Below are 22,853 nucleotides of genomic sequence, written 5' to 3'. Positions count from 1 at the left end.
CCAGCTGCCCCTTCCCGGTGTCCCGGCTGTCCCGCCTGTGTGCCGTACCGTACGTGCTCACAGGCCGGACGTGGCAACTCTGGCACATCTTCCGAGCCGTCCGGCGGGAGGGTCCGCGAAGGGCCCGTCCAACCCGTAAGTCCGGTTCCGTACGCGATGGTCCGGATTCACTCCCGTCGTCCTGCGACGACGGACACGGGCCGGGCGGGTGGCCGGGGCGCGGCTCACACGTTCGGGGGTGCTCCTTCGATCGGGCGTCCGAGGCTCCCTGTCATTCCTTCAGGGGCGGGACGGCGCTGCCAGGGCCGTGGGCCGCCGGGCGGGCGGTAGTCGACGCCGAGCGCGTCGAGGCGCGCGTAGTGGGTCTCCATGCGCCGTTCGAATCCGGCGAAGTCCCGCTCCGCGGGGGCGGGCAGGGCGGACCAGGCGACCTCCGCGAAGGCGGCGAGACGCGGGAAGACCTGGTAGTCGACGCGGGAGCGGTCCTGCATGACCTCCGTCCAGACGTTGGCCTGGGTGCCGAGCACGTGGGCGGCGGCCTCGGGGCCGAGCGAGGGCGGCAGGGGCTCGAACCGGTAGACGTCCTCCAGGGTCCGCACGTAGCCGATGGGCATCGGCTCGTCGTCGCCGGCGGCCTGCCGGTGGTCCAGATACACCTGCTGTTCGGGGCACATGACGACGTCGTGACCGGCCTCGGCGGCGGCGATGCCGCCCTGGTAGCCGCGCCAGGAGGAGACGGCGGCGCCCGGCGCGAGTCCGCCTTCGAGGATCTCGTCCCAGCCGATGAGGCGGCGGCCGCGGTCGGCGAGCCAGCGGTCGAAGTGCCGGATGAACCAGGACTGGAGCTCGTCCTCGTCGGCGAGCCCGAGCTCCTTGATGCGTGCCTGGGCGGCCGGTGACTCCTTCCACTGGTCCTTGGGGCACTCGTCGCCGCCGATGTGGACGAAGACGGAGGGGAAGAGGTCGAGGACCTCCTCCAGGACGCCCTCGTAGAAGCGCAGGGTGGTGTCGCCGGGGGCGAGGACGTTCGGGCTGACGCCCCAGTTGTCCCAGACCGTCAGGGAGGCGGTGTCGACGACGTCGGTGTTGCCGAGTTCGGGGTACGCGGCGATGGCCGCCTGCGAGTGCCCGGGAATGTCGATCTCGGGGACGACGGTGATGTGCCGTTCGGCGGCGTAGGCGACGATCTCGCGGATGTCGTCGTGCGTGTAGTAGCCGCCGTGCGGACGGTCGTCCCACAGCGGCGAGGCGCGGTGCCCGTGCTTGGTGCGGGCCCGCCAGGCGCCGACCTCGGTGAGCTTCGGGTACCGCTCGATCTCGATGCGCCAGCCCTGGTCGTCGGTGAGGTGGAAGTGGAAGACGTTGAGCTTGTGGGCGGCGAGCAGGTCGAGTTGGCGCAGGACGTCGTCCTTGGGCAGGAAGTGCCGTGAGACGTCGAGCATCATGCCGCGCCAGGAGAAGCGGGGGCGGTCCTCGACCGTGACCAGGGGAAGGGTCCAGTCCCGGCCGCGCGCGACGGGGGCCCTGCGGAACGCGTCCGGCCCGAGCAGTTGCCGGAGCGTCTGCACACCCCAGAACACCCCGGCCGCGCTTCCGCCTTCGACGAGGACCGCGACGTCCTCGGCGGAGCGGTCGGTGGAGAGCCGGTAGCCCTCCGGGCCGTACTCCCGCTCCACATCGGCGCTGACGCGCAGCAGGATGCTGTGCGGGCCAAAGCCGTCGGCCAGCGGGAGGCCGGTGGCCGGCCCGAGCATCGCGCGCAGCCGGCGGGCGACGCCCTCGGCGCCCGGCCGGGCGTCGACGGTGGTCCGCTCGTCCAGCGAGAAACAACCGGGGCTGTCGGCCCGGCACTCGGCGACGAGCGGAGCGGGGACCAGGTTCGTGGAAGTCATCGCGTCAGTCCTTCACCGCGCCGCCCAGGCCGGAGACCAGGCGTCGCTGAACGAGTAGGAAGAAGACGAGCACCGGCACGGTCATCACGGTAGAGGCCGCCATGATCCCGCCCCAGTCGTTCTCGTCCGGCTTGAAGAAGACGAGCAGCGCCATCGGCAGCGTCGACTGCGAGGTGTCGCTGATGATGAACGACTTGGCGAAGAGGAAATCGTTCCACGTCGAGATGAACGAGAACACGCTCGTCGCCACCAGCCCGGGAAAGACCAGCGGGAAGAGGATCTGCCACAGGAACCGCGCACGGCTCGCGCCGTCGATGGACGCGGCCTCCTCCAGGGCCTCGGGGACCGCCTTGACGAAGCCGCGCAGCATCCAGATCGCGAACGGCAGCGAGAAGGCGATGTGCGGCAGGATCAGCGAGCCGAGGGTGTTCAGCTGTCCGGCGTCGCGCATCAGGAAGAAGAGCGGAATCGTCAGGGCCTCGATCGGCACCATCTGCGCGACGAGGAACATGACGAGCAGGGTCGTACGGAACCGGAACCGGAACCGGGTGACCGCCGTGGCGGCCAGGAAAGCGATCAGTGCCGAGGCGACGACGACCGTTCCCGCCACGATCAGGCTGTTGAGGAAATAACGGCCGAATTCCTGCTGTTCGAAGACCCGGCGGAAGGAGTCCAGCGAGGGGGCGAGCGTCCAGGGACGCGGCTGGGCGGACTGGATCTCACCGGCCGGTTTGAAGGCGGAGAGAACCATCCAGTACAGCGGGAAGGCGACCACCAGCGCGACGGCGAGCGCCGTCGCCTCGGCGGCGAGCCGTCCGGGACGCCGGATCCGCCACGCGCTCGTACCGAGGCTCATATCTCTTCTCCCTGGCGTCGCAGCAGTCGCAGGTACACGAGCGTGACCGCGAGCAGAATCAGCAGCATGACCACGCCGATCGCCGATCCCAGGCTGTACTGGGAGGACGCGAACGCCTTCTGATAGGCGTACACATTGAGCACGAGATTCTGTCCGGCGATGCCTCCGCCGTTCGTCATCACGTAGATCTGCGTGAAGACCTTGAAGTCCCAGATGATCGACTGAATGGTGACGACGACGAGGACGGGCCGCAGCATCGGGGCCGTGACGGAACGCCAGACGCGCCACTGCGAGGCCCCGTCCAGCGAGGCCGCCTCCAGCACCTCGCCGGGAATCGCCCTGATGCCCGCGTAGACCGTCACCATCACGAACGGGAACGAACACCACACGACCTCGAAGAGGACGAGCGAGAAGGCGCTCCAGCGGCCGTAGGTCCAGGAGAAGTCGCCCAGCCCGAGCACCCGGTTGACCGGGCCGTGGTCGGGGTCGAAGAGGAAGACCCAGACGGTGGAGCCCGTGATCGCCGGGGTGGCCCACGCGCCGAGCGCGGCCAGCATCAGGGCGAGGCGCGGGAGCGCCCGTACGCGGGTGAGCAGGACCGCGAGCGCGCAGCCGACGGCGAGGGTGGCGAGGACACAGGCGGCGGCGAAGAGCACTGTCGCGAGGAGCACCTGCCAGAACTGGCTGTCGGCGAGGAGGGTGCGGTAGTTGCCGAGGCCCTGGAAGCTGGTCGGCTCGCCGCCGCTGACCTGGGCCTGGGTGTACTCGAGGAAGGAGATGAGGCCGAGCTGGTAGACCGGGTAGACGAGCAGGGCGGCGAGGACGGCCAGGGCGGGCGCGAGGTAGATCCACGGAGTCCAGCCCCCGCGCCGCCCGGGCGCCCTCGGGGCCCGGGTGCCCCGGCCCCCGGCCGGCGGCTCCTTGCCGGGCCGCCCGGCCCGCGCCGCCGTCCCGACGACGGCTGCGGGGTCGGCCGTGCCGGCCGCGGCACGCGGGTCGGCACCCGCCGACGTCACCGGAGCAGCCGACCGGGCGGGCCCCACGGGGGCCTTGTCGACCACTGCGGCCGGGGACGGCGGAGGCGCGGCCGCCTCGGAAGCCGGGGCCCCGGGGGACGCGGACGGGCCGGACGGGGACGGCGGCGCGGTGGCGGACTCCGTCCGCCCGGTCGTGCCGTTCGTACGGTGCGTCATCGGCGTCAGCCCGCCGACGCGAACGCCGCGTCCATCTTCTCCGCCGCGTCCTTCGACGCGGCCGCCACGTCCTTCTTGCCGCTGACGATCTCCTGGAACATCGAGGGCAGGACGAGCGAGGCGTCGATCCGGCCCCAGGCCGGGGACGCCGGCACGAACTTGGCTCCCGCGTCGAGCGTCTTGATGAACGGTTCGACGAACGGCTCCTTCTTCGCGGCCTCGGCCCGCACGTCGGTGTACGTCGGCAGGAATCCCATCGCGTCGAACAGCTTCGCCTGCGTCTCCTTGCCCGCGAACCGCTTCATCAGGTCCACCGCCAGGGTGCGGTGCGAACTGCTCCTGAGAACGCCGATGTTGTTGCCGCCCGCGAAGGCGGGAGCGATCTCGCCCGCCCTCAGCCCGGGCAGCGGCACGACGGCGTACTTGCCCTTGACCGAGCCGGCCTCGACCGCCTGGTGGCTGAAGTCGCCGCCGATGGCCATGGCCGCCTTGCCGGAGGCGAACGCGGTGACCGTCGCGTTGCCGCCCATGGAGGCGCACTTGGCGGCGGGACAGTTGTCGTCGCCGAACAGGGACGTGTAGGCCGTGATTCCCTTCCGCGCGGCGGCGCTGTCGATGGCGGACGTGTACGAGCGGCCGCTCCGGGAGGCGAGCTCGCCGCCGTTGGCCCAGATGAAGGGCATCGCGCCGTAGGTGTACGCGCCGCCGACCGCGAGCCCGTACAACTCCGGCCTCTGCTTGCGGATCTTCTTGGCGGTGGCGATCAGTTCGCCCTGGGTCCTGGGCGGTTCGATGCCCAGCTCCTCGAAGACGTCGGTGCGGTAGTAGAGCGCGCGGGCGCCCACGAAGAGGGGCGCGCCGTAGACCTTTCCGCCGACCGTGACGGACTCCCGGGCGGTGGGGTCGGTGTCCTTCGCCTCGTCCCAGGCGCCGAACTCGGCCGTGACGTCGGCGAGTCCGCCGTCCTTCACGTATCCGGCGGTGTCGGTGTTGCCGTACTCGATGACGTCGGGGGCGCTCGCCGGGTCGTTGAAGGCGGCCTTGATGCGCTGGGCGCGGGTCTCGACGGGGATGTACTCGACCTCGACCTCCGCGCCCTCGTGCGCCTTCTCGAAGGCGGCGACCGCTGCGTCGACGACCTGCTCCTTGGGCTTGTTGTTGACCTCCTGGAAGAGCCAGACCCGCAGGGTGCCGCTCTTGGCGTCCTCCTTGGCGCCGGTGTCGGAGGTCTGGGGCGCGCAGGCGGTGAGGCCCGCCAGGGCGAGTGCCGCCACGGGGACGGCGAGTGTGGTGATGAGCTTCATGCGGGAACCCCCACGCGTTGTTGCGTTGCAGTCTGCGCAACGACCGTTTCGTACTGCACAACACGCAGGAGGCTAGAGGTGGCCCGCACAGCGCCACAAGAGGTCTCAACCACTCTGTGACCGGCAGCCGCACGGCGTGCAACGCCGCGGCGAGGACCGAAGACGCGAAACGGCCCCCGGGGCACGCGAAACGCGCGCCCCGGGGGCCGTCGGAGGAAGCCGTCGAGCGGCGGCGGACTACTTCTTCTTGTCGCCGTCCTTGCCCTTGTCGCCACCCGAGCCCATGGACTCGTAGATCTCCTTGCACAGCGGGCAGACCGGGTACTTCTTGGGGTCACGCCCCGGCACCCAGACCTTTCCGCACAGGGCGACCACGGGAGTGCCGTCGAGGGCACTCGCCATGATCTTGTCCTTCTGGACGTAATGGGCGAAGCGCTCGTGGTCGCCGTCGCCGTGCGACACCTGCGGCGTCGGCTCTACCAGGGTCCCGGTGCCTGTCCCGCGCTCGGGCTCAAGAGTGCTCATGAGCTCCAAGGGTACCCACGCCGACGCCGGTACGGGAGCGAGGACCCCGGCGCGGCGATCCGGTCAGTTGAGGGACGGGTCGTCCGGATACGTCGCGAACATGGCCAGTTCGTTGCGCTGGCGGCGCAGCACCGCACGCCACAGCGTCTCCGGCCGCGGCGAGGAGACGTCGCCGGGCTCCGACTCGACGACGTACCACGCGCCGTCCTGCAGCTCGGCCTCCAGCTGGCCCGGGCCCCAGCCCGCGTATCCGGCGAAGATCCGCAGGGAACCGAGCGCCGAGCCGAGCAGCTCGGGCGGCGCCTCCAGGTCGACGAGGCCGATCGCCCCGTACACCCGCCGCCAGCCGAGCGGCCCCTCGTCGCCGGGGATCACCGCGACGCCGAGCGCCGAGTCCAGGGAGACGGGACCGCCCTGGAAGACGACACCGGGCTCCCCGGCCAGCGCGGCCCAGGACTCGAGGATGTCGCCCACGTCGACGGGTGTGGGCCTGTTGAGGACGACGCCGAGGGAGCCCTCGTCGTCGTGGTCGAGCAGCAGGACCACCGCGCGGTCGAAGTTCGGGTCCGCGAGGGCAGGTGTGGCGACGAGCAGCCGCCCTGTGAGCGAGGACACCTCGGTCATGCGACACATGATCCCGCATCTCGGCCGTCCGCGGGGGCGGAGCGGCACAGTGCGCCGCCGCGGTGGGAGGGGACGCAGGTCGGAGCGTGCACCGCCCGCGGGCGTCCGGCTGCCGTCGGCGCCCCGGGTCCGGTGACAGTGTGCGAGAGGCGGCGGACGGAGCGTGTTGTACCCGATTCATTACGTACCAGGGGGCGCCTCACCCATACATCGAAGGGCCCAGGGCCCCTTACCCTTTTCTCTGGCCCTGCCCGACGGCCCCCTCGATGCGCTGGGGGGACCCCTCCGGAACGCGAGATTCATGACCGGCACAGACGATGTACTGCTTGTCCACGGCGGAACCCCGCTGGAGGGCGAGATCCGCGTCCGCGGCGCGAAGAACCTCGTGCCCAAGGCGATGGTCGCCGCCCTGCTCGGCAGCGAGCCGAGCAGGCTGCGCAATGTGCCCGACATCCGCGATGTGAGAGTCGTCCGCGGACTCCTCCAGCTGCACGGCGTGACGGTCCGCCCCGGCGACGAGCCCGGCGAGCTGGTCCTCGACCCCACGCACGTCGAGAGCGCGAACGTCGCCGACATCGATGCCCACGCGGGTTCCTCGCGCATCCCGATCCTGTTCTGCGGCCCGCTGCTGCACCGGCTCGGGCACGCGTTCATCCCGGGTCTGGGCGGCTGCGACATCGGCGGCCGGCCGATCGACTTCCACTTCGACGTCCTGCGCCAGTTCGGCGCCACGATCGAGAAGCGTGCGGACGGCCAGTACCTCGAGGCCCCGCAGCGGCTGCGCGGCACCAAGATCCGTCTTCCGTACCCGTCGGTCGGCTCGACCGAGCAGGTGCTGCTGACGGCGGTGCTCGCCGAGGGCGTCACCGAGCTGACCAACGCGGCGGTCGAGCCCGAGATCGAGGACCTGATCTGCGTCCTGCAGAAAATGGGCGCGATCATCTCCATGGACACGGACCGGACGATCCGGATCACCGGTGTCGACAAGCTCGGCGGCTACACCCACCGCGCGATCCCGGACCGCCTGGAGGCGGCGTCCTGGGCGTCGGCGGCCCTGGCCACCGAGGGCAACATCTACGTGCGCGGCGCTCAGCAGCGCTCGATGATGACGTTCCTGAACACGTACCGGAAGGTCGGCGGCGCCTTCGAGATCGACGACGAGGGCATCCGCTTCTGGCACCCGGGCGGTCAGCTGAAGTCCATCGCGCTGGAGACGGACGTCCACCCCGGCTTCCAGACCGACTGGCAGCAGCCGCTGGTCGTGGCCCTGACGCAGGCGACGGGGCTGTCGATCGTGCACGAGACGGTGTACGAGTCCCGGCTCGGCTTCACGTCCGCGCTGAACCAGATGGGCGCGCACATCCAGCTCTACCGTGAGTGCCTGGGCGGCTCCGACTGCCGCTTCGGCCAGCGCAACTTCCTCCACTCGGCGGTCGTGTCGGGTCCGACGAAGCTCCAGGGCGCGGATCTGGTCATCCCCGACCTGCGCGGCGGCTTCTCGTACCTGATCGCGGCGCTCGCGGCGCAGGGGACGAGCCGGGTGCACGGCATCGACCTGATCAACCGCGGCTACGAGAACTTCATGGAGAAGCTGGAGAAGCTCGGCGCGAAGGTCGAGCTGCCGGGCGGCCCGCTCGTCTGACGCACCTTCACCGACGGCCCTCGCGGGCTTCCCGCGGGGGCCGTCGGCGTTGTCGCGCGGTACGACATCCGCCGCAGCGCCTCGCGCACGCACTCCGCGGGGCGGCGGCAGCCGGTGGCCGCCCCAGGGCCCCTGGAGAACCACGGAGCCGTCCCGCGGCGGGTGCGGGTGGTACGGGAGCACCCGGCGCCGGGCATACGGAAGGGCGGGCACCCGTAGCGGTGCCCGCCCTTCCGGCGCTTCAGGCCTTACTTGCCCTTGGCGGCTTCCTTGAGCTTCGAGCCCGCGGAGACCTTCACGCTGTAGCCGGCCGGGATCTGGATCGGGTCGCCGGTCTGCGGGTTACGAGCGGTGCGAGCGGCACGGTGGGTGCGCTCGAAGGTCAGGAAGCCGGGGATGGTGACCTTCTCGTCGCCCTTGGCGACGACCTCGCCGACGGTCTCGGCGAGAGCGGCCAGAACGGCGTCGGCGTCCTTGCGGGTCACCTCGGCGCGGTCGGCCAGCGCGGCCACCAGCTCACTGCGGTTCATTTCGTTACTCCCGTGTTCTTCTTGCCTGTGAGGCGTGGATCGAAGCCGATGCTGCCAGGGCCCTCGGACAGTCCCCGGACCCGGGTCTGCTGTCAGACCCCTCCGCGCCCGCGGGGGTCCCCCCAAGGCGCAGGTCCTCAAGGAAGCATCCTGCCCCCACCAGCGGCGGGAAAGCCAATCCGGCACCCTCCGGAGTCACACGAAAAGCGCCAGCGCCCCGTCGTGGTGACGTTCCGTCGACTCTCTTGAGACCCATTGGAGCGGCCCGGCCGCGGCCGTACTGCGGCCGCGGGCTCATGGTCCGCCACCCTAAAGGGGGGTTTGGGATGCCGCGACCCGCGACGCGCCGTATGTCAGGCGGACGTGGGGCCCGTCACAGCCGCTGCCGCCTTGGCCGCCTCGCGGACGGCGCCCGCGACGGCGCCCGCGACCTTGTCGTTGAAGACCGACGGAACGATGTAGTTCGGATTGAGCTCGTCCTCGGTCACGACGTCCGCGAGCGCGGCCGCCGCCGCCAGCATCATCTCCGTGTTGACGGTCCGGGACTGGGCGTCCAGCAGACCGCGGAACACACCCGGGAACACCAGCACGTTGTTGATCTGGTTGGGGAAGTCGGAACGGCCCGTGGCCACAACTGCCGCCGTCTGACGGGCGATTGCCGGGTCGACCTCCGGATCCGGGTTCGCGAGCGCGAAGACGATCGCCCCGTCCGCCATCGCCGCGACGTCCTGCGCACCCAGCAGATTCGGAGCCGAGACACCGATGAACACATCAGCCCCCACCACTGCCTCCCTGAGCGTGCCGGTGACACCCTCCGGGTTGGTGTTGTCCGCGATCCACCGCAGCGGGGAATCGGCCGCCGCCCCCACCAGGTCCTCACGGCCCGCGTGCACGACACCGTGGATGTCGGCCACCACCGCGTGCTTGACACCCGCCGCGATCAGCAGTTTCAGAATGGCCGTGCCGGCCGCTCCCGCACCCGACATGACCACCCGCACATCGCCGACCGACTTGCCCACCACACGCAGCGCGTTGGTCAGCGCGGCGAGGACGACGATGGCGGTGCCGTGCTGGTCGTCGTGGAAGACGGGGATGTCCAGCGCCTCGCGCAGCCGGGCCTCGATCTCGAAGCAGCGGGGCGCGGAGATGTCCTCCAGGTTGATGCCGGCGAAGCCGGGGGCGATCGCCTTGACGATCTCCACGATCGCGTCCGTGTCCTGGGTGTCCAGGCAGATGGGCCAGGCGTCGATGCCCGCGAACCGCTTGAACAGGGCCGCCTTGCCCTCCATGACCGGCAGCGCGGCCTTGGGACCGATGTTGCCCAGACCCAGCACGGCGGAGCCGTCCGTCACCACTGCAACGGAGTTGCGCTTGATCGTCAGACGGCGGGCGTCCTCGGGGTTCTCCGCGATCGCCATGCACACACGCGCCACACCCGGCGTGTAGATCATCGAGAGGTCGTCACGGTTGCGGATGGGATGCTTCGACGCCATCTCGATCTTGCCACCGAGGTGCATCAGGAACGTACGGTCGGACACCTTGCCGAGGACGACACCCTCGATCTTGCGCAGCTCCTCGACGATCTCGTCGGCATGCGCGGTGGAGCTCGCGGCGATCGTGACGTCGATACGCAGCTTCTCGTGACCCGAAGCGGTCACATCCAGGCCGGTCACGGAGCCACCGTTGGACTCCACAGCCGTGGTCAGCTGGGAGACCGCGGTTCCGCTCGCGGGCACCTCCAGCCGGACCGTCATCGAGTACGAGACGCTGGGCGCCGTTGCCATGACCGGGTTCCTCTGCTTTCCCTAGCTTCGTTGCTGCGCGACGCCAGGGGCCGAGGCCCGGCAGCGCCTAACGATGGTGACACCTACCTGCCGGTAGCAGGTAATGCGGTCATTTTGTTTTCGGAAACTCTTTTCCACCATACGAGAAGTGGCCGGGAAACAGAAGAGGCCCGGAGTCACCGATACGGTGACTCCGGGCCTCTTCCAGGTGGTTCAAGTGGCACCGACCCGCCATGCTCGCCTCGCGGCAAGTGGTCGCTCGTAGCGACGAAGGTTGGGCCCGGGGGCTTGGATCGAGCCGGTGCCACACCCAGGCTAACGCACCACCCGGGCAAGTGATTCCCCTCCCGCGTGTTGACTCGCCGTCAGTCGCCCGCGGGCCGTACTCGTCAGTCGCGCAACAGGTCGGGCACGCCCTCCGCGTCCGGCTGGTCACGGCGGTCCGAGACGACCGTGAGCTGCTGCGTCGCGCGGGTCAGCGCCACGTACAGCACCCGCAGGCCGGCCGGCGACTCGTCCGCGATCTCCGCGGGCGAGACGACCACCGTCGCGTCGTACTCCAGTCCCTTGGCCTCCAGCGAACCGAGGGCCACCACACGCTCCCCGAGACCCGCGAGCCAGCGGGCCGCCTCCTCGCGGCGGTTCATGGCGACGACGACGCCCACGGTGCCCTCCACCCGGGCCAGCAGCCGCTCGGCCTCGGCCCGCACCGCCCCCGCCAGGTCGCCGTCGTCCGGGACGACGGCGAACCGCGGCTCGACGCCCGTCGAGCGGACCGCCGAGGGCGCCTGCATGCCCGGCATCGCCAGGGCGAGCACCCTGGCGGCCAGCTCGGCGATCTCGGCGGGGTTGCGGTAGTTAACGGTCAGCTCGAAACGACGCCGCGGACGGGTGCCCAGCGCCTCGTCGCGCGCCTCGGCAGCCTCGTCCGGGGACGACCAGGACGACTGGGCCGGGTCGCCGACGACGGTCCAGGTGGCGTGCCTGCCGCGGCGGCCGACCATGCGCCACTGCATGGGGGTGAGGTCCTGCGCCTCGTCGACGATCACGTGTGCGTACTCGGTCCGCTCGGCCGCGAGCCGCTCCGCGCGTTCGCGCTGCGACTCCTCGCGCTGCGGCATCAGCTCCTCCAGACCGGTGAGCTGGTCCAGCGGGTCGAGCTCGCGCCTCCTGCGCGGCCTGGCGGGCGTGCCGAGCAGGGTGCCCAGCTCGTCCAGGAGCGCCACGTCGTGCACGGACAGGGCGTCCCGGCGCAGGGAACGGGCGAGCCTGCGCACCTCCCCCGGGTTCAGCACCCGGCGGGCCCAGCGGCCGAGCCGCTTCTCGTCCGCCATCGCCGTCAGCACGCCGCGCGGGGTCAGCTCCGGCCACCATGCGTCCAGGAACGCGACGAAGCCGTCCTCGCCGGTGACGTCCTCGTCGAAGGAGGAGCGCAGCTCGGCCGCCAGCTCGGGGTCCTCGTGCCGTCCGGCGGCTCCGGACTTGGCGTACAGGGCGTCCAGGAGCAGGCGGCGGGCGCGGGGGCGCAGCAGATTGACGGGGGTGGTGCCGCCCAGCACGTTGTTGCGGATGCGCTGGAGTTCGTCGGCCTCCAGCTCCAGACGCCGCCCGAAGGCGACGACGCGCAGTCGCGTGGGGCCCTCCCCCAGTTCGAGGGCGCCCCTGGCGGCCTTGCGCAGCACCTTGAGCATCCGAGAGGAGCCCTTGACGCGGGCCACGGCCGGTTCGTCGTACGCCGTCGCCTCGGCGCCGTCCACGAGGGAGCCGATCGCGCGGATGGCGACCTGCCCCTCCTCCCCGAGCGAAGGCAGCACGCCCTCGGTGTAGGCCACCAGGAGCGGAGTCGGCGAGACGATCAGGATGCCGCCCGCGTACCGCCGGCGGTCCTGGTAGAGCAGGTACGCGGCCCGGTGCAGGGCCACCGCGGTCTTACCCGTGCCCGGACCGCCCTCGACGTAGGTCACGGAGGCGGCGGGTGCGCGGATGACGAGATCCTGCTCTGCCTGGATGGAGGCCACGATGTCGCGCATGGTGTGGCTGCGGGCCTGCCCCAGGGCCGCCATCAGCGCGCCGTCGCCGACGACGGGCAGCTCCTCCCCGCCGAGGAACGCGGTCAGCTCGGGACGCATCAGGTCGTCCTCGACGCCGAGGACCTTGCGCCCCTTGGAGCGGATGACGCGCCGGCGCACCACGCGGCCGGGGTCGACGGGCGTGGAGCGGTAGAAGGGCGCGGCGGCCGGGGCACGCCAGTCGATGACCAGCGGGGCGTAGTCGGAGTCGAGGACCCCGATGCGGCCGATGTGCAGGGTCTCGCCGATGTCGGCCGTGTTGTCCGGCCGTACGGCCTCGTCGGCGGGCTCGACGGAGGTGTACGCGCCGTCGGGGCCCTTCTTGCCGTCCTTGCCGTACAGCAGGTCGATACGGCCGAAGAGGAAGTCCTCGAACTCGTTGTTGAGCCGGTTCAGGTGCACGCCGGCGCGGAAGACCTGGGCGTCCCGCTCGGCGAGCGCGCCGGGCGTGCCGACCTGCCCCCGCTTGGCGGCGTCGTTCATCAGGAACTCCGCCTCGTGGATCTTCTCCTCGAGACGGCGGTACACCCGGTCCAGGTGGATCTGCTCGACGGCGATCTCCCGGTCCCGCACCGAGTCGGCTGCGGAGCCGATCACGGTGTCGACAACGGAATCAACGGATTCAGCGGCATGCGGCGCGGCCACCGAGGCCCCCTTCTGACGTGCACTGGGCAGCCGTCAACCGTACGCCAAGGGGGGCGGACATTGCACCTGTACCGGCCGCGCCCGGGTCAGCGCTCTGCCCGTGCGCGGCCGGGCGGGCTACGCGTCGACCTCCACCAGGCGCTGCCCGTCGAAGGTGCGCACCTCGAAGTGGTCGATGTCGTTGCGGTCCATCGACGCGCCGCCGTGCACGTACAGCGGGTTCTTCGCGGCCTTCTCGGGGCTGTCGGGGATGCCGTAGCCCCACTTCGGCACGGCCCAGGACGTCACGACCTCCTCCTCGCCGGTCTTGGACACGGCGATGAGGTTGCACTTCAGGGGGCCCTTGACGTTCTTCAGCTCCAGGACGGTGTGGGTGCCCCAGCCCTTCTTCTCCATGCCGACGACCGCGCTGACCTTCGTCGTCGCGTCGGTGGCCTGCACCTTCTCCTCCATGTGGTTGAAGAAGGCGTCCTCGGCGGGGCTGGTCGGGTGCGGTTCGACGGCCTGATTGCCGGTGGTGTCGTCGGCCGTGACCACGACCGCGACGGCCGGGCCGCCGATGATCAGCGCCGCCGCGGCCGCGAGGAGGTACATGCCGCGCCGGCGCTTGGCGGCGCGACCCGCGGCCACCTCGTTCAGCAGGCCGTCGAGGACTCGGGGGCTCGGGGACGTGGGCACGACGGGTGCGGGGCGCGGCGGCGGGAAGTCCATGCGGCCCGGCATGCCGGGCAGGCTGTGGACGTTCTGCGGCGGCGGGGCCGGTGCCTCGGCCAGCATGGCCAGCATCGGCTCCATCCCCGAGAACTCCTCGAGGCGGGCGGCGCAGATGTCGCACCCGGCGAGGTGCGCCTCGAAGGCGGAGGCGTCCGCCTCGTCGAGCACGCCGAGCACGTACGCGCCGACGGCGTCGTGTACGGACTCCTGCTCGTACCTGGTCATGCCGAGACCCCCCTCTCCTCCAGAGCGAGCTTCATGGACCGGAGCGCGTAGAACACTCGGGACCGCACGGTCCCACTGGGTATGCCGAGCGTTTCGGCCGCCTCATTGACCGTACGCCCCTTGAAATACGTCTCGACAAGGACTTCCCTGTGGGCGGGCGTCAAATCATCGAGCGCATCCGAGAGCGTCATCAGCCACAACGCCTTGTCGATCTCGTCCTCCGCGGGCATGACCTCCAGCGGCGACGGGTCGACCTCCTGCGGCCGGGCCTGCCGGCTGCGGTGACCGTCGATGACGATGCGCCGGGCGACCGTCACCAGCCAGGGTCGGACAGAGCCGGTCGCCCGGTTGAGCTGACCGGCGTTCTTCCAGGCACGGATGAGCGTCTCCTGCACGACGTCCTCGGCGCGCTGGCGGTCGCCTGCGACGAGACGCAGTACATAGGCGAGCAACGGTCCCGCGTGTTCGCGATAGAGCGCGCGCATCAACTCCTCGTCGGGCACGGAGGAATCGATGCGCGGCTTCTGTCCCCCGGAGCCCTCCGGGCCCGGGAGGTGCCCCCTGCGATGGCGGGCCCGTTGCGGACGGTCATCGGCCACGGCGGCATCCTTGCGCACCTGAACCTCCCCGGTCGAGACCTTGTTTCCTGGTCCCCCTTCACTACGGGGTCCGGAAGGGGATCACTCAACCCGCGGAGAAGAAATTTCAAGATCTTTTCAGTGGGCCGCCGCTTTGCGCCGGTGCCGGGCCACGCGCTCGCGATTGCCGCACACCTCGCTGGAGCACCAGCGCCGCCGCCGGCCGCGGGAGGTGTCCAGGTAGACGCGGGCGCAGCTGTCTCCCTCGCACCGGCGGAGCCGGGAGCGGGCGACGGGGTCGGTGAGCAGGTCGACGGCGTCGCGGGCGACGGCGGCGAGCAGCGCGCCGCGCCCGGGCACGGCGCTCAGCGCCCGTACGAGCGTGCCGTCCCCGTCCCGTACGGCCCTGATGCCGGGCGGCGGCCCCTCGGCGAGGGCGTTGAGGGTCTCCAACGCCGGGCCCGCGGGGCGTCCTTCGAGTGCGGCGCCCACCAATTGGGCGATGCACTCGCGCAGTTCGACGAAGCCGGTGACCCAGGAGTCGTCGACCGCGCCGATCAGGGTCCCGGCGGGCACGAGCCCGGCGCCCGTCAGCCAGCAGGAGAGCCGCCCCGGCCCGGCGAGCGGTTCGCACCCGGCGCCATCCCGGTCGGCCTGTGGTGCCGTGGCCACGAGATCCAGGCAGACCCGCCCGGAGTCGAACCGCCACTCGTACGAGCCCGTGCCCGCCGCCATGTGCCTGTCACCGCCTAGGGTTTCACGACCGGCTGTCCCCACCAGAGTGCCCGCCCGCCGCTCCCCCCGAAAGCCCGCGTCGGCCCCGCACCCGTCAACCGGGCCGAATCCGGCCCCGCCGGCGCATGAGGCGCGGGTCCGGGGCGGAGCCCCGGCAAACCCGCCGCGCGGCCCCGGCTCAGGCCCCCGCGTACTTCGTGTCTGCCGACGGGTCCAGCGACAGCCGGTACCCGCGTTTGACCACCGTCTGGATCAGCTTCGGCGCGCCCAGCGCCGTCCGCAGGCGCGCCATCGCCGTTTCGACGGCGTGCTCGTCCTTGCCCGTGCCCGGCAGCACCCGCAGCAGGTCGGCCCGGGAGACGACCCAGCCGGGGCGCAGCGACAGGGCCCGCAGCAGCGCCATACCCGCGGGCGGCACGGGGCGCAGGTCGTCGTCGACCAGGACCGCGTGGCCCCGGATCTCGACACGGTGGCCCGCGATCGGCAGCGTACGTGCGCGAGCGGGCAGTTCGGCGCCGAGCAGCTGCACGAGCGGGCCGAGCCGGAACCGTTCCGGCTGCACCGTGGTCACCCCCGCCGCCTGGAGCGGCACCGCGGTGACGGGCCCCACGCACGCCGCGAGGACGTCGTGGTCGAAGGACTCCAGCAGCCGGCCCAGCAGCCCGCGGCTGTCGGCGCGGGAGAGCAGGGAGGCCGCGGCGGGCGCGCTCGTGAAGGTCACGGCGTCCAGGCCGCGCGAGATCGTCGCGTCGAGGAGCCGGTCGAGCGGGGCGATGTCCTCGGGCTCCATCCACCGGTACACCGGGACGAGGACGACGTCGGCGCCCGCGGCCCGCAGCGATTCGACGAACCCGGGCAGCGGCTCGCCGTGCAGCTGGAGCGCGATGCGGCGGCCGGAGACGCCCTCGTCCAGCAGCCGGTCCAGTACCTCCGCCATGGACTCGGAGGCCGGGGACCACTCCTCGGTGAGCCCGGCGGCCCTGATCGCGCCTTTCACCTTGGGACCGCGCGCGAGGAGTTCGACGCCGCGCAGCCGGGCGAGCAGGTCCTCGCCGAAGCCCCACCCGTCGGCGGCCTCGACCCAGCCGCGGAAGCCGATGGCGGTGGTGGCGACGACCACGTCGGGCGCGTGGTCGATGAGTTCCTTGGTGGCGGCGAGCAGCTCCGCGTCGTCGGCGAGCGGAACGATACGCAGCGCCGGGGCGTGCAGCACGGCCGCGCCCCGCCGCCGCAGCAGTGCGCCGAGCTCGTCGGCGCGGCGGGCGGCGGTGACGCCGACGGTGAAGCCCGCGAGCGGGCCGTGTGGTTGGCCGTGGTCGTGCATCTCGGTCGTCCCTACTGAATGTGCCTGGATGTACCCCATTGGACTGCTGAACTGGCGGCCGAGCCTGTCAAAGGCGCGTGACAGGCCCGGATCGCTCAGATTTCGCCCTTGTTACACACCCACTGATGCTTCCTGCCGGTTCAGACCCGGGCGTACTCCGGCTCGGGCTCCGTCGCGGTGTCCGCGGTGCGGGCCGGGACGACGGCACGCCGGCGAAGGTATACCGCCCACGTCAGCGCGGAGCACACCGCGTAGAAGGCGAGGAAGGCGACGAAGGCGGCGGTGCCGGTGCCCGCGGTCTGGAAGGACTGGCGGAAGGCGAGGTTGATCGCGAGCCCGCCGACCGCGCCGACCGCTCCGATGAGCCCCATGGAGGCGCCGGAGAGCCGGCGCCCGTAGGCGGCCGCGGTCTCGCCGGTCATGCCCATGGCCAGCGCCTTGTTCTGGAAGATGCCGGGGATCATCTTGTACGTCGAGCCGTTGCCGAGCCCGCTGAGGACGAACAGGGCGATGAACCCGACGAGGAAGACGCCGAGGGACTCCTGGACGGACGCGGCGACGACGACTCCGGTGGCGGCGGCCATGCCGGCGAAGTTCCACAGGGTGATGCGGGCGCCGCCGAAGCGGTCGGCGAGCGCTCCACCGAGGGGCCGGATCAGCGAGCCGAGGAGCGGGCCGATGAAGGTGAGCGACGCGGCCTGCAGCGGGGTGCGCCCGAACTGCGTCTGCAGCACGAGACCGAAGGCGAAGCTGTAGCCGATGAACGAGCCGAAGGTGCCGATGTACAGGAAGGCCATGATCCAGGTGTGGCCCTCCTTGGCGGCGTCCTTCGCGGCCCCGGTGTCGTTCTTGACCGGTGCCAGGTTGTCCATCCACAGGGCCGCGCAGACGGCGGCGACCACGATGAGCGGCATGTAGATGCCGAGCACGAGCCGCGGGTGGGCCGCGCCCGCGGTGCCGATGATCAGCAGGGCGACGAGCTGGATGACGGGGACGCCGATGTTGCCGCCGCCCGCGTTGAGGCCGAGCGCCCAGCCCTTCTTCCGCAGCGGGAAGAAGGCGTTGATGTTCGTCATCGACGAGGCGAAGTTGCCGCCGCCGACGCCGGTGAGGGCGGCGACCGCGATGAACGTGCCGTACGAGGTGCCGGGCTCCATCACCGCGTAGGCGGCGCCGGTCGGCAGGAGCAGCAGCAGCGCGCTGAAGACGGTCCAGTTGCGGCCGCCGAACCGGGCGACGGCGAAGGTGTACGGCACCCGGATCACGGCCCCCACCACGGTCGCGGTGGCGATCAGGAAGAACTTCCCGGCCGGGTCCACGCCGTACTCGGGCCCCATGAAGAGGACCATCACGGACCACAGGCTCCAGATCGAGAACCCGATGTGCTCACTGAGTACGGAGAACAGGAGATTGCGCCGGGCGATCCGCTCCCCCTTCGTCTGCCAGAAGGTCTCGTCCTCGGGGTCCCACTGTTCGATCCATCGGCCTGCCATCACGCGCCTCCACCTGGGTCTCGTCGTGGGATACGACGCTATGGACGGCGCGTTTCAGGCCGGTGCCGTGAGGTGACCGGTGCGAAACCTTGCTCTCACGTCCGCCGCAGCGGCCCCGTGAGGCCGGCGCCCCGGCGGGCGGCAGGCCCCGGCGGGCGGCCGCCCCGTCGGGAGGCGTCAGGCCCGTCCGTACATCAGGGACGTATCGCCCTCGGGCAGCCATTGAGAGGGATCTCTTTCCAGCCAGCCCTCCCGCTCGGCGAGCTCGGCCGCCGCGCGGCGCAGCGCGTCCAGACCGGGGTGGCGCAGTCCCTTGCGCCACACCAGCGAGACCGGCGACAGCGGCACGGGGTCGACGAGCGGCCGCCGTGCGGTACCGGGGAGTGCCGGGAAGTCCACGACCACGAGCACCGGATTGCCGAACTTCTCCATCACCCGCCGGAACTCCTCCTCGCCCACCGCCAGCGGCGCGGGCGGCGCGACGGTGATGCCCCGCCCGGCGAAGAGCTTCCGCGCCAGATCGGTCCACTCCGGTGTCCTCGGGTTCCCGTCTCCGGCGTACACGGTCTCGCCGGCCAGCGCGCCCAGCGGGACGCGCTCCAGTGCCGTGAGCGGATGGGTCTCGGGCAGCAGGACCGCCATGGGCTCCAGCCGTACGGGCTGCTGGGCGAGCTGCGCCCGCACGGAGGGCGCCAGTCCGGCGAAGCGCCCGAAGGACACATCGAGCCGGCCGGCCAGGATCTCGGCCGCGGCATGGCTCAGTCCGCTCTCGTAGCGGGCCATCAGCTCGCATTCCGGGGCGAGTTCACGGGCGTGTGCCAGGACGCGCGCGGACGTCATGGTCGGGCCCGGGCTGTTGAGGTCGACCAGCAGCGGGCGCGCGGCCCCGTCGGCGGCGGCGCGCAGTTCGTCCTGGGCGGCGAGCACCCGCCGGGCGTACGGCAGCAGCCGCTCGCCGTCCGCGGTGAGCGTCACATGCCGGGTGGTCCGCACGAACAGCTCGACGCCCAGCTCCCGTTCGAGCCGCCGGACGTCACGGCTGAGCGCCTGCTGGGCGACGTAGAGCCGGGCAGCGGCGCGGGTGAAGTGGAGCTCGTCGGCGACGGCGGCGAAGGCGCGCAGCAGGCGCGGATCCAGATCTCGGGGCACGCCGCATTCAACAACACAGGCGCGTGAATGGCCATCGATCAGGTGTTGGACGCACCACGCAGGCTGCCGTGAGGGTGAAGCCATGCCGCAGACCCCCCGGCCGCACGAGGCCGCTCGCCCTCCCCTGCCCGCGATCACGCCCGGGTCCCCGGCTTTCGTGCCCCGCTCCGACGCCGGTGACGACGCGACACGGACCGCCGGCCTCGAGGCTCCTGCGCGGCGCGTGCGGCGGCGCAGGCCGCCCGGCCCCTACGGGCGGCTGTTCGCCACGCCCGGTGCCCGCGCGTTCACCGCGGGAAATCTGATCGCCCGCCTTCCGATGGGGATGTTCAGCGTCAGCGCCGTCATCATGATCGCCGGATCCCGCGGTTCCTACGCGCTGGCCGGCGCCGTCACCGCGACCGGGCTCGCCGCCACCGCGCTGGTCGCGCCGTGGACGGCACGCCTCGTCGACCGGTACGGCCAGGCCCGGATCGCCGTGCCCGCCACGGTCCTCGCGGTGCTCGGCGAGCTGGCCCTGCTGCTGTGCGTCCGCTACGGCGCGCCCGACTGGACACTGTTCGCCGCCTACGCGGCGACCGCCACCATCCCCAACACCGGGGGCATGTCCCGGGCCCGCTGGGCCCACCTGCACCGGGGCGATCCGGCCGCGCTGCACACGGCGAACTCCTTCGAGCAGGCGGCCGACGAGCTCTGCTTCATGCTCGGACCCGTCCTCGCGGCGTTCCTGTGCGCGGCGCTGTTCCCGGAAGCGGGCACGCTGACCGCCGCGATCCTGCTCCTCGTGGGCGTCCTCGTCTTCGCCGCGCAGCGTTCCACCGAGCCGCCCCCGGCACCGCGTACCGCCGCGGGCTCGCCGCTGCGCGCCGCCGGCATGCCCGCCCTCCTCCTCGTGTTCCTCGCCACGGGAGCGGTCTTCGGCGCGATGGAGGTCGTCACGCTCGCCTTCGTCGACGGTCCGGCAGCCGGTGCGGTGCTCGCGCTCCAGGCCGCGGGTTCGTGCGCCGCCGGCCTGGTCTACGGGCAGGTCGGGCGGGCGGCCCGTCTCGTGACCACGCTCACCGCGATGACGGTCCTGATGTCGCTGCCGCTGCTGGCCGCCGCGGGCACCGGCTCGGTGCTCGCCGTCGCGGGCGCCCTGCTGCTGGCGGGCATGGCGACGGCGCCGACGATGGTGACCGGGATGACCGTGGTCCAGCGTCTGACCCCGCCGGGCCAGGTCAACGAGGGCATGACCCTGGCCGTCACCGCGCTGCTCGGGGGCATCGCGGCGGGATCGGCGAGCGGCGGCTGGGTGGTGGAGCACCTGAGCCCCGCGACCGGATACGCCGTGCCGGTGTGCGCCGCGGCGGTCGCCCTGGCGGTGGCGGGCATGACGAAGGCCCGGCTGCCGTAGCTGCCGGGCCTTGTCCACATGGGATGCGGGGACCCCGGGGGCGTACGCCTCCGGGACCTCCATCGGTGGAGATGGCGGGAATCGAACCCGCGTCCAACGGTGCAGAACCAGGGCTTCTCCGTGTGCAGTCCGCTGCGCTTTTCTCGGCCCCGGAGATCACGCGGACAAGTCTCCGACGGGCTCAGTCACTGTTTGGTTTCCCTCTCGACCCCGTGACCGGGCCTAGAGGTTTAGTTCCCTAGCTGATGCCAGGATCCGGGTCGGGAACAGCCCCGGGCTGACACTTCGCGAGTCGCTACTTAGGCAGCGAGGGCGAAGGAATCGCGCTTGGTGTTGGCGATTATTGGTTGCGACATATGGTTAACGAGATCATTGCCGCTTCCTCGACACGCTTCCCCTGCTTCGACATCCGCTGTCGAAACCGATCATCCCCATGTTGATTTATCAATCGCTGCCCCTGCCGTGCGGGGCAGGTGCCATCGTACGTGACCAACGCACGACGGTGCCAGCGTATTCCCGCGGCTACGCCCGCTGCCGCCGCCGCACCGCCGACATCGCGCGGTCCGCCTCGCGGCGGTCCTGCTTCTCCCGCAGCGTCTGGCGCTTGTCGTACTCCTTCTTGCCCTTCGCCAGCGCGATCTCGACCTTGGCCCGGCCGTCCTTGAAGTACAGGACGAGGGGCACGATCGTGTGACCCGTCTCCTGGGACTTCGCCTCGAGCTTGTCGATCTCCGCCCGGTGCATCAGCAGCTTCCGCTTGCGTCGCGCGCTGTGGTTCGTCCACGTGCCCTGGCTGTACTCGGGGACGTGCACGTTGTGCAGCCACGCCTCGTGGCCGTCGATCTGGACGAAGCCGTCCACCAGCGAGGCCCGTCCCTGACGCAGCGACTTCACCTCGGTCCCCATCAGCACGAGACCGCACTCGTAGGTGTCGATGATGTGGTAGTCGTGCCGCGCCTTCTTGTTCTGCGCGATCAGCTTGCGCCCTTTTTCCTTTGCCATAGTGCGCTCATTTTCGCACTACGAGGCCCCCCTGAGGCCACTCAATACCGACTGCGCACGTTGTTCGGCGCCCTCGCCCGCCGGCAGGTCCGGGGTGATGCCCTCGCCGTCCACGCTGTCACCCGACGGAGTGCGGTAGTGGCCCACCGTGAGTTCGGCCACCGAGCCGTCGGGCAGCCGGCTCGGCATCTGCACCGAGCCCTTGCCGAAGGTGCGCGAGCCGACGGTGATCGCCCGGCCGCGGTCCTTCAGCGCGCCGGTGACCAGCTCGGCCGCGCTCATCGTGCCCGCGTCGACCAGCGCGACGAGGGGCCGGCGGGTGTCTCCGCCGCCGTCCGCGTAGAGCGCCTGCTGCTCGCCGCGCACGTCGTACGTGGCGACCAGGCCGCCGTCGAGGAAGGCGGACGCGGCCGTCACGGCCTCGGAGACCAGGCCGCCCGCATTGCCCCGCAGGTCCAGGAGGACGCCCGCGCCCTCGGGGGCCCGGCGCACCGCCTCCCGCACCCGCGCGCCCGAACCCTTGGTGAACGAGGAGACCTTGATCATCACGGTGTCCTCGCCGAGGTGACGGACGGTGACGCTCTCGGTGGTCAGCCGGGCGCGGGTCAGGGTCTCGGTCCAGCGGCGGCCGTCCCGCTCCAGTCCGAGGACGACGTCCGTGCCGTCCGCCCCGCGCAGCAGCGCCACGACGTCGGTGACCGGACGCCGGGCGACCTCCTGCCCGTCCACGAACCGCAACCGGTCGCCGGGCCGGATCCCGGCCCGGTCCGCGGGGCCGCCCTTCTGGACCTCCGCGACCTCCGTGCGGCCGCCGGTGCGCCGGGTCCGCAGGCCCACTCCGGTGTACTCGCCGTCGAGGGCGTTCTCGAACTCCTCGAACTCCTCGCTGTCGTACACCGCGCTCCAGCGGTCGCCGCTGCGGCTGACGAACTCCTCCGCCGCCTCGGTGCCCGACTTGCCGTCCGCCATCGCCTCGGCGGCGGCCCGTGCGACCGCGTCGCGGTCCACGGTCGCGGCCGCCGCGCGGACGGAGAGCCTGCGCGACGTCTCCTGCCCCTCGCCCGGCAGACCGCCGGTGGCGGCGGCGGTGGCGAGAACGGTCGCGAAGACCAAGGTCAGGGCTGCCCCACGGCGGATGCCGTGGGGCCGAGGACTGAACTCCGGTCCCGACAT

The 22,853-nt window shown here is 71.5% G+C and carries 19 protein-coding genes and 1 other RNA gene; 2 read left to right on the top strand and 18 right to left on the bottom strand.

What is annotated here, in order from left to right:
* Window positions 1-224: 224 nt before the first annotated feature.
* The 6 genes from QFZ82_RS24730 to QFZ82_RS24705 form a co-directional block, all read right to left on the bottom strand.
* Window positions 225-1,892: a beta-N-acetylhexosaminidase gene (locus QFZ82_RS24730; protein WP_307715243.1), complete on the bottom strand. Its 1,668-nt coding sequence runs from the start codon at window positions 1,890-1,892 to the stop codon at window positions 225-227.
* A 4-nt stretch (window positions 1,893-1,896) separates the two neighbouring features.
* Complete coding sequence (locus tag QFZ82_RS24725; RefSeq protein ID WP_307715242.1) at window positions 1,897-2,748, bottom strand: carbohydrate ABC transporter permease; 852 nt, start codon at window positions 2,746-2,748, stop codon at window positions 1,897-1,899.
* Complete coding sequence (locus QFZ82_RS24720; RefSeq protein ID WP_307715241.1) at window positions 2,745-3,941, bottom strand: carbohydrate ABC transporter permease; 1,197 nt, start codon at window positions 3,939-3,941, stop codon at window positions 2,745-2,747. The genes QFZ82_RS24725 and QFZ82_RS24720 overlap by 4 nt, the downstream gene beginning before the upstream one ends.
* Window positions 3,942-3,946: 5 nt before the next feature.
* Complete coding sequence (locus tag QFZ82_RS24715; RefSeq protein ID WP_307715240.1) at window positions 3,947-5,245, bottom strand: extracellular solute-binding protein; 1,299 nt, start codon at window positions 5,243-5,245, stop codon at window positions 3,947-3,949.
* Between the two features lie 237 nt (window positions 5,246-5,482).
* The gene (locus QFZ82_RS24710; protein WP_307715239.1) at window positions 5,483-5,770 is read right to left on the bottom strand and encodes a DUF3039 domain-containing protein; all 288 of its coding nucleotides are present in this window, start codon (window positions 5,768-5,770) and stop codon (window positions 5,483-5,485) included.
* A gap of 63 nt (window positions 5,771-5,833) precedes the next feature.
* The gene (locus tag QFZ82_RS24705; protein ID WP_307715238.1) at window positions 5,834-6,394 is read right to left on the bottom strand and encodes a YqgE/AlgH family protein; all 561 of its coding nucleotides are present in this window, start codon (window positions 6,392-6,394) and stop codon (window positions 5,834-5,836) included.
* A 301-nt stretch (window positions 6,395-6,695) separates the two neighbouring features.
* Here QFZ82_RS24705 and murA point away from each other — a divergent pair, with 301 nt between their 5' ends.
* A complete protein-coding gene (murA, locus tag QFZ82_RS24700; RefSeq protein WP_307715237.1) occupies window positions 6,696-8,036 on the top strand; it encodes a UDP-N-acetylglucosamine 1-carboxyvinyltransferase in 1,341 nt (446 codons plus the stop codon).
* Between the two features lie 248 nt (window positions 8,037-8,284).
* Here the strand turns inward: murA and QFZ82_RS24695 are convergent, their stop codons facing one another.
* The 9 genes from QFZ82_RS24695 to QFZ82_RS24655 form a co-directional block, all read right to left on the bottom strand.
* The gene (locus QFZ82_RS24695; RefSeq protein WP_004571953.1) at window positions 8,285-8,566 is read right to left on the bottom strand and encodes an HU family DNA-binding protein; all 282 of its coding nucleotides are present in this window, start codon (window positions 8,564-8,566) and stop codon (window positions 8,285-8,287) included.
* 353 nt (window positions 8,567-8,919) lie between these two features.
* A complete protein-coding gene (locus QFZ82_RS24690; protein ID WP_307715236.1) occupies window positions 8,920-10,350 on the bottom strand; it encodes an NAD-dependent malic enzyme in 1,431 nt (476 codons plus the stop codon).
* A 389-nt stretch (window positions 10,351-10,739) separates the two neighbouring features.
* Complete coding sequence (locus QFZ82_RS24685; protein ID WP_373429316.1) at window positions 10,740-13,064, bottom strand: UvrD-helicase domain-containing protein; 2,325 nt, start codon at window positions 13,062-13,064, stop codon at window positions 10,740-10,742.
* A gap of 117 nt (window positions 13,065-13,181) precedes the next feature.
* Window positions 13,182-14,003: an anti-sigma factor gene (locus tag QFZ82_RS24680; RefSeq protein ID WP_307715235.1), complete on the bottom strand. Its 822-nt coding sequence runs from the start codon at window positions 14,001-14,003 to the stop codon at window positions 13,182-13,184.
* Entirely contained in the window at window positions 14,000-14,620 is a 621-nt protein-coding gene (locus QFZ82_RS24675; RefSeq protein ID WP_177152602.1) for a sigma-70 family RNA polymerase sigma factor, read from the bottom strand. Before QFZ82_RS24675 ends, QFZ82_RS24680 begins: the two co-directional genes overlap by 4 nt.
* 99 nt (window positions 14,621-14,719) lie before the next feature.
* Window positions 14,720-15,316: an ABATE domain-containing protein gene (locus tag QFZ82_RS24670; protein WP_307715234.1), complete on the bottom strand. Its 597-nt coding sequence runs from the start codon at window positions 15,314-15,316 to the stop codon at window positions 14,720-14,722.
* Between the two features lie 178 nt (window positions 15,317-15,494).
* Window positions 15,495-16,640: a uroporphyrinogen-III synthase gene (locus QFZ82_RS24665; protein ID WP_307715233.1), complete on the bottom strand. Its 1,146-nt coding sequence runs from the start codon at window positions 16,638-16,640 to the stop codon at window positions 15,495-15,497.
* A gap of 140 nt (window positions 16,641-16,780) precedes the next feature.
* Window positions 16,781-18,133 carry a NarK/NasA family nitrate transporter gene (locus tag QFZ82_RS24660; protein WP_307715232.1) on the bottom strand — a complete coding sequence of 451 codons (1,353 nt, stop codon included), beginning with the start codon at window positions 18,131-18,133 and terminating at the stop codon, window positions 16,781-16,783.
* Window positions 18,134-18,310: 177 nt separating this feature from the next.
* Window positions 18,311-19,282 carry a LysR family transcriptional regulator gene (locus tag QFZ82_RS24655; protein ID WP_307715231.1) on the bottom strand — a complete coding sequence of 324 codons (972 nt, stop codon included), beginning with the start codon at window positions 19,280-19,282 and terminating at the stop codon, window positions 18,311-18,313.
* A gap of 82 nt (window positions 19,283-19,364) precedes the next feature.
* Here QFZ82_RS24655 and QFZ82_RS24650 point away from each other — a divergent pair, with 82 nt between their 5' ends.
* Entirely contained in the window at window positions 19,365-20,678 is a 1,314-nt protein-coding gene (locus QFZ82_RS24650) for an MFS transporter (protein ID WP_307715230.1), read from the top strand.
* A 63-nt stretch (window positions 20,679-20,741) separates the two neighbouring features.
* On the opposite strand, the gene ssrA is transcribed toward QFZ82_RS24650, so the two are convergent.
* From ssrA to QFZ82_RS24635, 3 genes are all read right to left on the bottom strand, one after another.
* Window positions 20,742-21,111, bottom strand: a transfer-messenger RNA (tmRNA) gene (gene ssrA, locus QFZ82_RS24645).
* Between the two features lie 89 nt (window positions 21,112-21,200).
* Entirely contained in the window at window positions 21,201-21,680 is a 480-nt protein-coding gene (gene smpB / locus QFZ82_RS24640; protein ID WP_307715229.1) for an SsrA-binding protein SmpB, read from the bottom strand.
* Between the two features lie 18 nt (window positions 21,681-21,698).
* Window positions 21,699-22,853: a S41 family peptidase gene (locus tag QFZ82_RS24635; protein WP_307715228.1), complete on the bottom strand. Its 1,155-nt coding sequence runs from the start codon at window positions 22,851-22,853 to the stop codon at window positions 21,699-21,701.

It is taken from the genome of Streptomyces sp. V4I23, assembly GCF_030817975.1.
Lineage (GTDB): Bacteria > Actinomycetota > Actinomycetes > Streptomycetales > Streptomycetaceae > Streptomyces.
This window is presented reverse-complemented; position numbering and strand designations above follow the sequence as displayed.

Coding starts and splice junctions, on each gene's coding strand:
- QFZ82_RS24730 (WP_307715243.1), bottom strand. CDS start 1,892: ATGACTTCCACGAACCTGGTCCCCGCTCCGCTCGTCGCCGAGTGCCGG.
- QFZ82_RS24725 (WP_307715242.1), bottom strand. CDS start 2,748: ATGAGCCTCGGTACGAGCGCGTGGCGGATCCGGCGTCCCGGACGGCTC.
- QFZ82_RS24720 (WP_307715241.1), bottom strand. CDS start 3,941: ATGACGCACCGTACGAACGGCACGACCGGGCGGACGGAGTCCGCCACC.
- QFZ82_RS24715 (WP_307715240.1), bottom strand. CDS start 5,245: ATGAAGCTCATCACCACACTCGCCGTCCCCGTGGCGGCACTCGCCCTG.
- QFZ82_RS24710 (WP_307715239.1), bottom strand. CDS start 5,770: ATGAGCACTCTTGAGCCCGAGCGCGGGACAGGCACCGGGACCCTGGTA.
- QFZ82_RS24705 (WP_307715238.1), bottom strand. CDS start 6,394: ATGACCGAGGTGTCCTCGCTCACAGGGCGGCTGCTCGTCGCCACACCT.
- murA (WP_307715237.1), top strand. CDS start 6,696: ATGACCGGCACAGACGATGTACTGCTTGTCCACGGCGGAACCCCGCTG.
- QFZ82_RS24695 (WP_004571953.1), bottom strand. CDS start 8,566: ATGAACCGCAGTGAGCTGGTGGCCGCGCTGGCCGACCGCGCCGAGGTG.
- QFZ82_RS24690 (WP_307715236.1), bottom strand. CDS start 10,350: ATGGCAACGGCGCCCAGCGTCTCGTACTCGATGACGGTCCGGCTGGAG.
- QFZ82_RS24680 (WP_307715235.1), bottom strand. CDS start 14,003: ATGACCAGGTACGAGCAGGAGTCCGTACACGACGCCGTCGGCGCGTAC.
- QFZ82_RS24670 (WP_307715234.1), bottom strand. CDS start 15,316: ATGGCGGCGGGCACGGGCTCGTACGAGTGGCGGTTCGACTCCGGGCGG.
- QFZ82_RS24665 (WP_307715233.1), bottom strand. CDS start 16,640: ATGCACGACCACGGCCAACCACACGGCCCGCTCGCGGGCTTCACCGTC.
- QFZ82_RS24660 (WP_307715232.1), bottom strand. CDS start 18,133: ATGGCAGGCCGATGGATCGAACAGTGGGACCCCGAGGACGAGACCTTC.
- QFZ82_RS24650 (WP_307715230.1), top strand. CDS start 19,365: ATGCCGCAGACCCCCCGGCCGCACGAGGCCGCTCGCCCTCCCCTGCCC.
- smpB (WP_307715229.1), bottom strand. CDS start 21,680: ATGGCAAAGGAAAAAGGGCGCAAGCTGATCGCGCAGAACAAGAAGGCG.
- QFZ82_RS24635 (WP_307715228.1), bottom strand. CDS start 22,853: ATGTCGGGACCGGAGTTCAGTCCTCGGCCCCACGGCATCCGCCGTGGG.